The organism is Novosphingobium sp. SG751A (genome assembly GCF_013149295.1).
Lineage (GTDB): Bacteria > Pseudomonadota > Alphaproteobacteria > Sphingomonadales > Sphingomonadaceae > Novosphingobium.
Window position 1 is genome coordinate 1 of record NZ_JABGCB010000022.1, and the last position, 14,097, is coordinate 14,097.

General features: G+C 62.6%; 8 protein-coding genes. 4 read left to right on the forward strand and 4 right to left on the reverse strand.

All coding sequences use genetic code 11. From position 1 onward, the window contains the following. Positions 1–277: 277 nt before the first annotated feature. Complete coding sequence (locus FHW96_RS22120) at positions 278–517, reverse strand: hypothetical protein (protein ID WP_172342743.1); 240 nt, start codon at positions 515–517, stop codon at positions 278–280. Between the two features lie 326 nt (positions 518–843). Between FHW96_RS22120 and FHW96_RS22125 the strand changes: the two genes are divergently transcribed. Further along, a complete protein-coding gene (locus FHW96_RS22125) occupies positions 844–2,919 on the forward strand; it encodes an alpha-glucuronidase family glycosyl hydrolase (protein ID WP_253951153.1) in 2,076 nt (691 codons plus the stop codon). A 130-nt stretch (positions 2,920–3,049) separates the two neighbouring features. Here the strand turns inward: FHW96_RS22125 and FHW96_RS22130 are convergent, their stop codons facing one another. Next, entirely contained in the window at positions 3,050–6,001 is a 2,952-nt protein-coding gene (locus FHW96_RS22130) for a TonB-dependent siderophore receptor (protein WP_172342744.1), read from the reverse strand. A 289-nt stretch (positions 6,002–6,290) separates the two neighbouring features. On the opposite strand from FHW96_RS22130, the gene FHW96_RS22135 reads away from it, so the two are divergent. Together FHW96_RS22135 and FHW96_RS22140 are read left to right on the forward strand one after the other, a co-directional pair. After that, on the forward strand, positions 6,291–7,553 hold the full coding sequence (locus FHW96_RS22135; protein ID WP_371815786.1) for an MFS transporter: 1,263 nt from the start codon (positions 6,291–6,293) through the stop codon (positions 7,551–7,553). Then, the gene (locus tag FHW96_RS22140) at positions 7,550–9,214 is read left to right on the forward strand and encodes a glycoside hydrolase family 43 protein (RefSeq protein ID WP_172342745.1); all 1,665 of its coding nucleotides are present in this window, start codon (positions 7,550–7,552) and stop codon (positions 9,212–9,214) included. The genes FHW96_RS22135 and FHW96_RS22140 overlap by 4 nt, the downstream gene beginning before the upstream one ends. On the opposite strand, the gene FHW96_RS22145 is transcribed toward FHW96_RS22140, so the two are convergent. Together FHW96_RS22145 and FHW96_RS22150 are read right to left on the reverse strand one after the other, a co-directional pair. Next, positions 9,169–10,215 carry a LacI family DNA-binding transcriptional regulator gene (locus FHW96_RS22145; protein WP_172342746.1) on the reverse strand — a complete coding sequence of 349 codons (1,047 nt, stop codon included), beginning with the start codon at positions 10,213–10,215 and terminating at the stop codon, positions 9,169–9,171. The genes FHW96_RS22140 and FHW96_RS22145 overlap by 46 nt on opposite strands. A gap of 81 nt (positions 10,216–10,296) precedes the next feature. After that, on the reverse strand, positions 10,297–12,810 hold the full coding sequence (locus FHW96_RS22150; protein ID WP_172342747.1) for a glycoside hydrolase family 9 protein: 2,514 nt from the start codon (positions 12,808–12,810) through the stop codon (positions 10,297–10,299). 182 nt (positions 12,811–12,992) lie between these two features. Between FHW96_RS22150 and FHW96_RS22155 the strand changes: the two genes are divergently transcribed. Beyond that, a complete protein-coding gene (locus FHW96_RS22155) occupies positions 12,993–14,093 on the forward strand; it encodes a glycoside hydrolase family 43 protein (RefSeq protein ID WP_371815787.1) in 1,101 nt (366 codons plus the stop codon). The last annotated feature ends 4 nt before the right edge of the window (positions 14,094–14,097 follow it).

Sequence of the window (14,097 nt, forward strand, 5' to 3'; positions counted from 1 at the left end):
AATGCTGCATCCAGAGGCCGGACAGACGAGAGCACCTGACTACGTGCCAGATCTCATTTAACGCTTGCTTCTTTTGGGGCGTCCACAGACGACATAGCTCTCGTCCGGCCTACCTTCCCCTATCAAACGCTCCGGTGTGCCGTCCATGTATCAGCCTGGGCTTCTTGGAAGAATAAACCGGTCCGGGCGCAAGAAGGAAGTCCTGCAGGCTGTTTGACAGCACCGAGATAAGCGTCGTCGAGCCGCCTCAGCCGGGCGTGGGGGACGGCAATCGCGCTCAGGAATTATAGATCGCCTGCCGCGCTGCCGGGATCTGCGCCTTCAGATGATCCATGAAGATACGCACCCGATAGGGCATATCCTGACCGCTGTGCAGCACCCAGATGCTGGATTTATCGCCCGATGGTTCGACGCATTGATAATCGGCCAGCAAACGGACAAGGCGCCCGCAGGCAAGGTTGCGCCGCACGGTGATCGTGGGCAAACGGGCTATGCCCGCTCCTTCGACGGCGAACATCCCCCGCGGTCGGCCCCCCTCCGGCCGCATCTTTCACCGGTCTGGCAAGCGCTGAGATTTATTGGAACGGCATCCTGATCGGGAACAACGGGGTTCCGGGACCACCTCCCCCTCCCTGCAGATGCCATGGCGAAACAGCAATCCGGACGGTGGAAGAAGATGCTGGCAACCGCGCTATGATAGCGCTATCTAATGCCCGAGAGAGCAAAGCCTGACGGCATGGCCAAGGTCATGCGGCGTCATTTTGCTCATCCTCCTTGTTGAAACATGCAGGCTCTTTCATGATCCTTCGTATGCCCCTTGGCCTGAGCGCCGCCCTGTCCGCCATGACGCTGTCCGCCATGGCCATGCCCACCATCGCCCGCGCCGAAGACGGCCATCAGCTTTGGCTGCGCTATCCCCCGGCCACCAGCGCGCCCGACCGCGCAATTACGATTACCGCGCCTGATGCACAAGACAGGCCGCAGCTCAAACTGGCCATTGCCGAGTTGAAGCGCGGCCTTGCGCCGCAGGGCGCCCAAGGCCCGATCCGTCTGATAACGCCCGCCGAGGGTTCATGGCCCGCCCGCTATGACCGTCTGGGCGCCGAGGGTTTCGCCCTCTCCAGCCGCAAGATAGGCGCCCGCATAGACACACAGATCGCGGCCAAAACCGATCTGGGTCTGCTCTACGGCGTATTTCATTACCTGCGGCTTGCTCATAGCGAGGCGGATCTGGCCCGGCTGAATGTGGTTTCCTCGCCCCGGATCGCCCTGCGCGTGCTCGACCACTGGGACAATCTGGATGGCACGGTCGAACGCGGCTATGCCGGGTCCTCGATCTGGGACTGGTGGCGGCTGCCCGACTGGCGCGATCCGATCTATACCGAATATGCGCGGGCCAATGCCTCAGTCGGGATCAATGGCGCCGTGCTCAACAATGTCAACGCCAAGGCCGACAGCCTGACCGCGCCCTATATCGCCAAGGCGGCGGCGCTGGCCGATGTGTTCCGGCCATGGGGGATCAAGGTTTATCTCTCGGCGCGCTGGTCCGCGCCCATCGAACTGGGCGGGCTGAAGACGGCCGATCCGCTCGATCCGGCGGTGGCCGCATGGTGGCGGGCCAAGGCCGACGAAATCTATCGCGCCATCCCCGATTTCGGGGGTTTTCTGGTCAAGGCCAACAGCGAGGGGCAGCCCGGCCCGGCCGATTACCACCGCACCCATGCGCAGGGCGCCAATATGCTGGCCGATGCGCTGCGCCCCCATGGCGGGGTGGTGATGTGGCGCGCATTTGTCTATGCCCATGACAATCCGGAGGATCGCGCCAAACAGGCCTATAATGATTTCAAGCCGCTGGACGGCCAGTTTGCCGACAATGTGCTGGTGCAGGTCAAAAACGGCGCCATCGATTTCCAGCCGCGCGAACCGTTTCATCCGCTGTTTGGCGCCATGCCGCGCACCAATCTGATGATGGAAGTGCAGATTACCAAGGAGTATCTGGGCCAATCGACGCATCTGACCTACCTCGGCCCACTGTTTTCCGAAGCCTTGCAGGCCGATACAGGAGCCAAGGGCGCAGGCTCCACCGTGGCGCGGGTGGTGGATGGATCGCTTGATGCGCACCGTCTGACAGGCATTGCGGGCGTGGCCAATATAGGCGCGAACCGCGACTGGTCGGGCTCGATTTTCAATCAGGCGGACTGGTATGCCTTTGGCCGTCTGGCGTGGGATCCCGACCTTTCGCCCGAAAGCATCGCGCGCGAATGGGCGGCGCAGACCTTCTCGGCCGCGCCCAAGGTGGTGGACGCCATCACCGCAATCATGATGCCCTCGCGCGAGGTGGCGGTGGATTACATGACCCCGCTGGGTCTGGCCCATCAGATGAGCGTCTATGGCCATTACGGCCCCGGCCCATGGGTGAACACGCTGGCCCGGCCGGAATGGAACCCGGTCTATTACAATCGCGCCGATACGCAAGGCATCGGCTTTGACCGCACCGCATCGGGCAGCAAGGCCATCGCCCAATATGCGCCCGCCATCACGGCCAGACTGGCCCGGCCCGAAACCACCGATGACAGGGATCTGCTGTGGTTTCACCATCTGCCATGGACGTATCGCATGAAGGATGGGGCCACGCTTTGGGATGATCTGGTGCGCCAATATGATCGGGGCGTCGCCGGGGTGGAAACCATGCAGGTCCAATGGGATGCGCTGAAACCAGACGTGGATGCCGAAAGGTTTGAAAAAACCCGTGTGTTTCTGACCATCCAGCGCCGTGATGCGCAATTGTGGCGCGATGCCTCGATCGCCTATTGGCAATCGCTCAACCACCTGCTCCTGCCCGCGGGCAGCGCACCGCCCGCGCATGATCTGGACTGGTACAAGGCGCTGACCTTTCCCTACGCTCCGGGCAATCCCTAAACCCAAAAGGACGCCATGACGCAAAGGACGGCAAACCTTTACGCCATGGCGCCTTTTGGCGGGCGGAAACCGGCTCGCCCGCCGCGTGATCCGGCCCGAAGAGAGGAGGGGCAGGCCGGATATCGGATCGTCAGTATTTGAAACGCACGCCCGCGCGGAACACCCGCCCGATCTGGTCATAAAGCGCGGGATTGTTGAAGATGTAATTGCGTGCGGGCGAATGGTTGGTCACATTGTCCACCTTGAAATAGGCGGTGATCGCCTTGGTGATGTTCACCGATCCGCCCAGGTCCAGATAGAAGGCGCCCGGCATGAAATTCTGGTCGATGGTGGGGTTGTTGGCGGTCGAGACAGGGCAACTGCCGGCGCTGCACACCACGTAATTGTTGGCAAAGGTGCCGTCGCTGAACCAGCGCTCCTGCACCATCAGCGAGAACCTGTCATTGTCATAGCTTTGCACCGCCAGCCATTTCCAATGCGGCGTGTTGCCCAGATTGGACCCGGCGCTGTCGATGGGGATCGTGCCCGGCAGGCCGGTGTCGGTGATATAGTTGATGACATGGGTGGCCAGCGCGCGCAGCGTGAAATTGCCCGGCAGACCCAGCGGGTTGCGCCAGCGATAGCTGGCCTCGATGTCAAAGCCCTCAGTGCGGATCGAGGCGAGGTTGAAGGGCTGGACATTGATGTAATTCCCGCCCGCCGGATTGTTCAGGTTGAAGGAATTGCAGGTCTGGGGCAGCACGTTCTGATAGCAATATTGCACCATGTCATTGGCGCTGATCGAGGAGATCACGCCATTGAGCTTGAGCTTGTAATAGTCGAACGAGATGTTGAGCCCCGGCATCCACGACGGATTGGCCAGCGCCGCGCCAAAGGTGGTGTTGCGCGCGATTTCCGGCTTCAGATTGGGATTGCCCACCACGCTCTGAATCACCAGCGTGGTCGTGTTGTGGAAGGGATCGAAGAAATTGGGCAGCGTCGTGGTGACGGGCGCGGCAAACATTTCCGACAGGTTGGGCGCGCGCACATCGCGCGATGTCACCCCGCGCAGCCGCAGGCCATCGATGGGCAAATCCCATGTGCCGCCCACCTTCCACGCCGTGACCGTGCCCGATGTGCTGTAATTGGTGACGCGCACCGCGCCATTGACGCTGGCATGGCCCATGGCGTCGGAGTTGATGACCGGCAGGTTGGCCTCGAAAAAGCCTTCCTTCACGCTATAGGCGCCGCCGCCATTCTTGTAATTGCCCGCATACCAGTTGTTGCCCCCGGCCACCAGAACCGGATCGGCCGGATAATTGCCCCCGGCGGGCGTATTGGCAAAGCCCGCGCCATAGGGATCGGCGGCCACACGATAGAATTCATGGCGGAATTCGCCGCCAAAGGCGATGGAGAGCGGCCCCGCCCACAGTTCCACCGGCGAGCCGGAAAAGCTGATGCTGGCCACATCCTGCGTCTGGCGGGTGCGCTGATAGGGGCCATATTGCGGCACGACATAGGCCAGCGCCGCCGCCGAAGGCTGTCCGCCCAGAATGTTGAGCGGTTGGCACCCATTGGCCCGCGCCACCGGATCGCGGCATACAATCGCGCCATTCAGCGTGATCGCGTCAATCGCCTGATTGAAGCGCGAAGTCAGCAGGATGTTGCGCACGTCCACATCGCTGTAATTGGTGCCATGCTCGCCATAGATGTCGTATTTCCAGTCCTTGCCCGCCAGCGTGAAGGTCCCCTTGCCGCCCAGCACAAAGCGATACTGGCGCCTTTCGGTATAGACCTGCGTATTGCCCAGCGCGGCATTGCTGGTGCCAAAGCGGAAGCTGGTGATCCCGGCATTGGTGCAGGCATTCTGCACCAGCGCAGGCACGAAGGGGTTTGCGCACTGGATGGTCAGGCCCGGCTTGTTCATCCCGTTGACCGGCTGGTTATGGGTGTTCACCTTGCCGACATTGACGGTCAGATAGATCTCGTTGCGATTGTCGAGTTCAAAGCCCACCCGGCCATAGGTGTTCAAGCGCTCGATGCTGGATTGCAGCGAACGGCCAGTATCGACATTGCCCGACAGATCGCCGCCAAGGCAAAAGCCCGGATAGCAGCCCGACACCGTGCCCGCCGCATCACGCTGGGGCACGCCGCCCGAGCCGTATTGGAACTGAAACGGATTGCCGCGCGCGTCAAAGGCGATGCCCTGCAGCGGGCCCGCCGTGATCAGGCCGTATTTGGTGAAAGAGATCGACTGGGCCAGATCGCGCACCACATATTGCGGCGATCCGTCATTCAGCACACCGCGGTTGATCTGCGTCGTCTGGGCAAACCAGTCGCGGCCATTGGCCAGCCCGATGCCGAAATCCCCGCCGCCGATGCCGGCCTCATTGCTGTATTCCACGCTGCCGACCACGTGCAGGCGGTCCTGAAGAAAGCTGGTGCCTCCGGCCAGCTGCACCTGATATTGCGCATCATCGCCATAGGTGGTGATGCCGCCCTGCACATTGCCCTTCAGCCCCTTGAAATGCGCGTCGGTGATGAAATTGACCACGCCGCCCACCGCGTCCGAACCATAGGAGGCCGATGCGCCGCCATTGACCACATCGACCCGTTGGAGCAGCAATTGCGGAAACAGGCTGATATCAGGAACGCCGGTGACATTGGCGCCCACCACGCGCTGTCCATCCAGCAGGGTCAGCGTGCGGATGGCGCCCACGCCGCGCAGCGAGAAGGAACTGAGCCCTTGCTGACCGCTCGAGGTGCTGAACGTGTTGACCTGGGTGCCGGTCGAGCCCTGAAGCGAGGGCAATTGCGCAATGGTGGTAAAGACATTGGGCTGCGCATTGGCGGCAAGGCTGGTGGCATCGAGAATAGTCGTGGGCGTGGGCGCCTTGAAGCCGCTGGCGGTGATGCGGGTGCCGGTGACGATGATCTCGCGGTCGCCTTTGGCCGCATCGGGCGCCGAATCGGAAGGCGCGGCCGGGGCCGCCTGCTGATCGGCCATAGCCGCAACCGGCGACAGGCCGATCGCCAGCGCCGCCATGCGCAAGGCCGTGCCGCACAAGAGTGTATTGTGACGCTTCGCTCTTTTCAGGCTCATGTACCCCTCCAAGTCATTTATTTTTTGCTGATGAATATTGGACGAACGTTGTGCGGGGCGCCGTGAGAATGGATATTCCAGCCTCTCTTGACACCCCAAGCTAGTTAACGTTAACATTATTCGTACCGCGCAAATTTATGGCTGTCAACCAGGCGAATTTGGCGTTGTATTTTGGAAAAATCTCTCGATAAGGGAAAGCGATATCGCCATATAATGGGTGGAAACGAGGGGAACTGAGGGATTTTATGTTTACGTTATCAATCAATCTGACAGCAGAGCGGCCAAGGCCGTGATTCCCGCCCTGCTCCGCAAATCGGCATGGCGCAAAACGCGCTGGCTGGTGCTCGCCCTGTTTGTGGGCGCGATGATCATCAACTATCTCGCGCGTTCGGTCATGGGCGTGGCCGCGCCTGTCGTGCTGGCGCAGCAGGGCATATCCAATGCCCAATACGGATGGATCACCGGCGCCATGCAATTGGGCGTCATGCTGCAACCGATCGCGGGCTTTGTGCTGGACCGGTTGGGACTGAAGCTGGGTTTTGCGCTGTTTGCGATTGGCTGGTCCATCATCACGCTAGGCCATATGCTGGCACGCGGCTGGGTCAGCTTTGCTGCGCTGCGCCTCGTTCTGGGCTTTACCGAAGGTTCGGCCCAGCCTGCCGGGCAAAAGCTGGTAGCCGAATGGTTTCCCGCGCGCGAGCGGGGCCTTGCGGGCGGCATCTACAATATCGGTGCCTCGCTCGGCGCGGTGCTGGCGCCTCCGCTGGTGGCATGGGCGGTCTATGCGGGCAGTTGGCGACTGGCCTTTGCCGTGGCGGGGGCGCTGGGACTGGTGTGGTCGCTGCTCTGGCTGCGCTGGTATGCGCCGCTGGGCCGCCATCGCGGCGTCAGCGCGCAGGAACGCGCCGCCATTGCCGAAGGACAGGAAGAGCATCTGCAGTCAGACGCGCCGCCCCCCCCTATTCGCCGGCTACTGGCGCGCCGCAATCTGTGGGGCATCGCCCTGCCGCGCCTGTTGGCCGATCCGGTGTGGGGCATGCTTTCGCTGTGGCTGCCGCTTTATCTCGCGCGCGAGCGCGGGTTTGACATGGCCCATCTGGCGCTGTTCGGCTGGTTGCCCTTTCTGGCCGCGGATCTGGGCTGCCTGTTCGGCCCGGCGGTGGCCAGCCAATTGCAGCGGCGCGGCGTAACCCTGATCGATGCGCGCCGCCTCACCTTTACGCTGGGCGCGCTGATGATGACGGGCATCGGTTTTGTCGGCCTTGTCGCCAATCCCTATGCAGCCGTGGCGCTGCTGTGCCTTGCCGGTTTCGCACATCAGACGCTGTCGGTCACCATCATCACCATGGCCTCCGACCTGTTTCCCCGCAACGAGGTTGGCACGGCGGCCGGTTTTGCCGGTCTTTCGGCCAATCTGGGTGTGCTGATCTTTTCGCTCCTGCTGGGCAGTCTGGTTGACCGGCTCGGCTATTCCCCGTTTTTCATGCTGCTTGGCTGCCTTGATCTGCTTGGCGCCGGGCTGCTCTGGACTTTGGTACGCAAGCCATCATGAACAGCTTTGCCAATCCCGTGTTGCGCGGTTTCAACCCCGATCCGTCCATCCTGCGCGTGGGCCGGGATTTCTATATCGCAACCTCCACCTTCGAATGGTTTCCCGGCGTTCAAATCCACCACAGCCGCGATCTGGTCCACTGGCGCCTGGCCAGCCGCCCGCTTTCCCGCGCCAGCCAGCTCGACATGCGCGGCAATCCCGATTCCTGCGGCGTATGGGCGCCTGATCTGACTTATGCCGACGGGCGCTTCTGGCTGGTCTATACCGATGTAAAGCGCTACGGCCTGACCACGGTGAACGGGGCGCATGGCGCCTCGATGCGCGATTTTCACAATTATCTGGTCGTCGCGCCCAGCATTGATGGGCCATGGTCCGATCCGGTCCATCTCAACAGCAGCGGGTTTGATCCTGCGCTGTTCCATGATGATGACGGGCGCTGCTGGCTGCTCAACATGCTGTGGGACCACCGGCCCGACCGGGGCCGTTTCGGCGGCATCGTGCTACAGGAAATCGACAAGGAAACGCTGCGTCTGAAGGGCGAGCGGCGGCTGATCTATCGCGGCACGGAGCGCGGCTTTACCGAAGGGCCGCATCTCTACAAACGCGATGGCTGGTATCACCTTCTCGTGGCCGAAGGCGGCACGGGATGGAACCATGCCGTGGTCATGGCGCGCAGCCGCTCGATCGGCGGGCCTTATGAAACCCACCCTGACGGCGCTGTGCTGACGGCGGCGGGGCGGCAGGAAGGCGCGATCACCCGCGCGGGCCATGGCGATCTGGTCGAACTGGAGGATGGCAGTCCGTGGCTGGCCTATCTCTGCGGACGGCCTCTGCCCGGACTGGCGCGCTGTCCGCTGGGACGCGAAACGGCGATCCAGCCGATGCGCTGGGACGAGGATGGCTGGCTGCGCAGCATGACGCCCGGCGCGCAGCCGGCCCCCAATCCACCATTGCCCTCCCTGCCGCCATGCCCCTGGCCGGAGCAGCCATGGGACGGCCAATTTGCGCCCGGCCCCCTGCCCGACGATCTGCAATGGCTGCGCAGCCCCGACAGCGGGCGATTGTGGAGCCTTGATGCGCGCCCGCATTGGCTGCGGCTTTATGGGCGGGAATCGATCAAGAGCCATTTCGAGCAGGCGCTTGTCGCGCGCCGCTTTCAGCATTTCCGCTTTACGGCCTCCACCTGCATCGATTTCGATCCGGCCCATTTCCAGCAGAATGCCGGACTGGTATGCTATTACAACAGCACGAAATTCTACTATCTCCACCTGACCCGCGATACGGGCGGGCGCGAATTGCGGATCATGTCGGCCATTCCCGGCATAGGCGCGCATGACAGTCTGGTCGCGCCCGAACTGCCCGCCGGGCCGATCGAATTATGCGCCGAAGTGGACCACCAATGGCTGCGCTTCGGCTGGCGGGCGAAAGGTGCGGATGCATGGGAATGGGCGCCGCAAAGACTTGATGTCAGCGTGCTTTCCGATGAGGTCTCGCTGCCCGGCTATCCCAATTTCACCGGCGCCTTTGTCGCCATGGCGTGTCAGGATCTGTCGGGCGCGGGGCGTCATGCCGATTTCGCCTGGTTCCGCTATGAGGCGCAGGATGATGCGCCCGATCAGTCCGGCTCCGCCACCGAAATGCGCGCGGTGGAATCGCGATAGACGATTGAATGATCGAGCACACAGTCGCTGACCGCGCCCGGCCTCAACAGGGCCGGGCCGGCCTCCTGCGCCACATAGGCCAGCGCCTCGGCGGCCAGACGGCGCAGCGGCTGATGCACTGTGGTCAAGGTCGGCCACAGGGTGACGGCGGCGGCCGTATCGTCAAACCCCACCACCGTCAGCGCGCCGGGGACATCGATCTGGCGGCGGTGCGCCACCGACACCACGGCGGCGGCCATATCGTCGTTGCTGGCGAAAATGGCCGTGGGCGGCGATGGCGCGTCCAGCAACAGCTCGCCTGCGGCAAGACCCGAAGTATAGCTGAAATCGCCCTGCGCCACCCGCACCTCGACCCCGCCGATTTCACGCACGGCGGCATAGAATCCGGCCATGCGCTCGGCGCTGGCGGCCTGATCGGGGTTGCCCAGAATAAAGCCCAGCCGACGGTGGCCCAGATCGAGCAGGTGATGCGTCATTTCATAGGCGGCGCGGTGATTGTCGATCCGTACACAGAGCGCGTCCGAAATCTTGTAGGCCCCCACCGCCGCAATGGGCCGCCCCAACGGCTCAAGCACCGAGAGGATCTTGCGCGATTCGCCCAGCGGCGGGGCAAGGATAAAGCCCGAAAGCCCCGCCGCAGCGAATTGTTCGAGCGCCTCAGGCCCCGGCGCCTTGCCCGCCTCGCCCTTGAGCAGCGAGAGGCGGGCGCCGCGAATGGAGGCCTCCTCGAAAATGCCGGTCAGAAACTCGCTCATAAAGGCGGCGCTGGGGTTGGAATAGATCACCCCCACTTGCAGCTCGGTGGAGGTGACCAGACTGCGCGCGGCGACATTGGGCGTATAAGACAATTCCCGGATCGCCTTTTCCACCGCCTCGCGCGTTTCGGACCGCACGCCTTCCCGGCCATTGATGACGCGCGAAACCGTCATCGCCGAAACACCCGCAAGGCGGGCAACGTCGATGATCGTGGCGCCTCCACCGGAACGATCAGACCTTGCCATGCCAAACCTTTCTACCCGCTATCTGACAAGATCCTTTAAGTAAGGTTCAGCCTTTTTGAAAGCCATCTTGAGCGCCCGGTCTCACTCCTTCGCGCGCAGGCGGTTGGCGGCATTGACCAGTTCGATCCAGGCCGCCCCTTCGGGCACGACATATTCATTCTCGCCCCAGAAAAAGGGCCAGTCCTCGTGGTTTTCGGGAAAGTCGGGCTTGATGATCAACACGCCCGGCACCACGCCCCCCGCGATATAGGAAAAGTCGGCCCGGTTGTTGCCATAGGCCACCTCCTTGGACACCGTGCCCACGCCCGAGACGAAGGAGATGTCCGAGCCGGGATGATGGCCGGTGATGAAGGCCACCCCTCGCCAGACCGCATCGCGCCCAACGATTTCGGGAAAAGCTCCATGCAGCGCATCGGCCACCAGCGCATAGGCCATGACCGTGCCGGACCCGGCCCACCCCCCGGTCGTGATCGGCACGCCAAAGGGATTGGTGCGGGCGATGCGGTCGCTCTCCTCTTTCCACTGGCGCACGGCGGGGATCATCGCCCGGCGATAGGCCGCCGGCATATAGGGCAGCGCCGCCACCGCCGTCTGCGCATTGGGGGCAAAGGCCCGGGCCACCTTGGGCCACAGTTCCATCACGGCATCGGCATAGGCTTTTTTGCGCGTGGTCTTGAGCAATTCTACGGCCGCGGCAAATTTCTCCCAATCCAGCGGGCCGCCCGTGGTGTTGCCATGCGAGAAGAGATCGGGCGCGTGGGACTGCTCCTCCTGCCAAATGCGCTCGGCGGTGGCCAAAGCCTTGGCCGAGAGCGCATCATCCTGCCCCTTGAGCACCCTGCCGGCCGCCGCCAGCGCGGCGATCGAGCCATAATTGAGCGCCGAAACCTTGCTGGTAAAGGCCCAGCGATCGTCGGGCGTGCCGCTGCGCCCATCGCGCATCTCGCCGGGTTTGAGCGCCGGATCATAGGGCAGACCATCGGTCTTGTTCACCGCATCGCCCAGATGCGTGTATTGCGCCACATCGGGTTCGACAATACCGTGGATCGCATGGCCCACCGCATCAAACTGGGCCAGCAATTGCAGCGTGCCATGGGCCACCTGCTGCACCACATCGGGCCGCCCGTCGGGCACATGGATCTCGACATGGCGCCGCGCCTCATCCACGCTGACCGTGTCGCGATCCAGCCCGAAACGCTCGCGCGCGGCGGCCAGCGAGCGCACCACCTGATATTGCGACTGGGTGCGGATGTCGAAATCGCCCGCATCGAACCATCCGCCCACATTCAGCCCCGCAATAGGCTGTCCCGGCTGAAAAGGCGTGTCGGTGGTCGGCCCCTGCCGATACAGGTCGATATGCTCGTGATTGACCGGAGCCTGCCGCGCATCATCGCGATGGGAATCACCATGCCACACGCGATAGGCCTCGTTCACCGAAACGTGATCCATCGCCACCGGGAAATAGACATCATTGGTGGCATGCCAGGCATCGGCATAGACATCATCGGCAATGCGAAAAGGCGCGGTGCGCACATCACCATATTCCAGTTGATACAGGCCCGACTGCTTCACTTCGCTGAAGTCCATCTGCAGATAGTGATAGCGCAGATAATCGCCCCATTCGCGAGGCTGCTCGGACCGCACGATGGTTTGCACGCCATCTGCCCCAATGCGCAGCAGGCGCAGCGGCAGGCGGCGTTGGTCCTGCGCATCCAGTTCCACCGTGGCCAGTTTCGAGGCCGCAGGCGCATAGCCGAGCTGGGAATGGGCGATCACCGGGCGGCGCAGCCATCCGGGGCTGGTCTGGGGCCGGATAGCCCATGTCAGCACCGTCCCGCTTTTGCCCGCAGGCAGCAGCGAGCGCAGCACGAACCAGCCGTTCTGCGCCTGATTGCGGCCATCATAGAGCATGATGGGCGCATCGCCCGTGATCCTCACCCGTCGCGCCGGATCCTCGGGCGCAAGGACGAAATCACGCCCGTTGGCCATGGGCAGGGGTTCGGCCCCCGGCCCTTCGCTGCGCCCGCTGGCGGCATTGCGCTGATCGGTCTGAACCATGGCGCTGACCGGGTGGAGCGGGAAAGTGCTCGCCACACCATCGGCCATAAAGGCATGATGGGAATAGGCCGAGGGCAGGAATTCCAGATTGAACCCGGCCTTGCCCGCCAATGCATCGGGAAGCGGACGGTCGAGCAGGATGCTGACCACCACGGCATCGCCCTGCTGCTGCGCGCGGATCGTATAGGCCCAATCGTAATCGGCATAGCGCAGGCGCGTTTCGATCACGCCCGCCGCGCGGTCCACCTTGCGCGTGACCATGGCGCCGATCGGGTCCCACTGGCCCGGCGTGGCCGAAAGGCGCACATCGCCATTGGTGGCATTGCGCAGACCCTGCTGGATAATCTCGATGCCGCTGATCTTGGAATCGGCAAACAGCCCGTCATACCAATTGGAAAAGGCCAGCACATTGACCCCCGCCGCCTCGTAATAGCCTTTATCACCCAAGGACAGGGCATCGGGCGCATTTTGCGCCCATGCCGGGGCGCCGACGGCCAACAGGCCAAGGCAAAACAGCAATCTGGACTTTCCGGGCATGGCTCTCTCCAATGTTTGCGCTATCATTTATCAAAGGAAAAACGCGCAGTCCACCACCTCCTCCTGCAAATTAGTCTGCGTCGAATGGCGATTTTTGATTGATGACGCCCAACGATAGCGCTATCAAAGAATCATCGTGATGGCCCGCCTCAAGAGGGCCACAGCAAATGAGGATGTCGAACGTGAAGGGAAAGATTTCCACCCTTGGCGCTGCCGCTGTGCTGGCCGCGCTGCTGCCTGCTCACGCCTTTGGCGCCGAAAATGCCCCCGGGAGCCCGGCCACCGGTTTTCGCGACCAACCGCTGGTCAGCAGCATCTATACCGCCGACCCTTCGGCCCATGTCTTTGGCGGCAAGATCTATGTCTATCCCTCGCATGACATCCCAACGCCCATCCCCGACGATGATCTGGGCAACCAATATGCGATGCGCGACTATCGCGTGCTGCGCATGGACCGTATCGGCGGCAAGGTGACGATCGGGCCGGTGGCGCTGGATGTGAAGAATGTGCCCTGGGCCAGCCAACAGATGTGGGCGCCCGACGCGGCCTACAGGAACGGCACCTATTACCTGTACTTCCCCGCGCGCGACAAGGCCAGGGACAAGAACGGCCTGGGCACCTTCCGCATCGGCGTGGCCACATCGAAAAGCCCGATGGGGCCGTTCAAGGCCGAACCAAAATCCATCGCAGGCAGCTATTCGATGGACCCGGCCGTCTTCACCGACACAGACGGCAAGAGCTATATGTATTTCGGCGGCATCTGGGGCGGCCAGCTTCAGCGCTGGGCCAGCGGCAAGTTTGACCCCAATGGTTCGGACACCGACCTTGGCAAGGATGACCAGCCCGCCCTGTCGGGCAAGGTGGTGCGCATGGGCGCGGACATGAAGAGCTTTGCCGAAAAGCCGCGCGATGCGGTGATCCTGGACGAAAACGGCAAACCCGTCCTGACCGGCGACCATGAGCGGCGCTTCTTTGAGGCATCATGGATGTTCAAGCGCGGCGGCAAATATTACTATTCCTATTCGACCGGCGACACGCATTTCCTGAATTACGCGATCGGCGACAATCCCTATGGCCCGTTCAAATACACCGGCCATATCCTGAAACCGGTTCAGGGCTGGACCACCCATCATTCGATCATTCAGGCCAACGGTAAATGGTGGCTGTTCTATGCCGACACCCAGCTTTCGAACAGAAACCATCTGCGCAATGTGAAGGTGACCGAGCTGACCTTTAACGCCGATGGCACGATCCAGACCATCGATCCGCTGCAGGCGCGCTGACCCC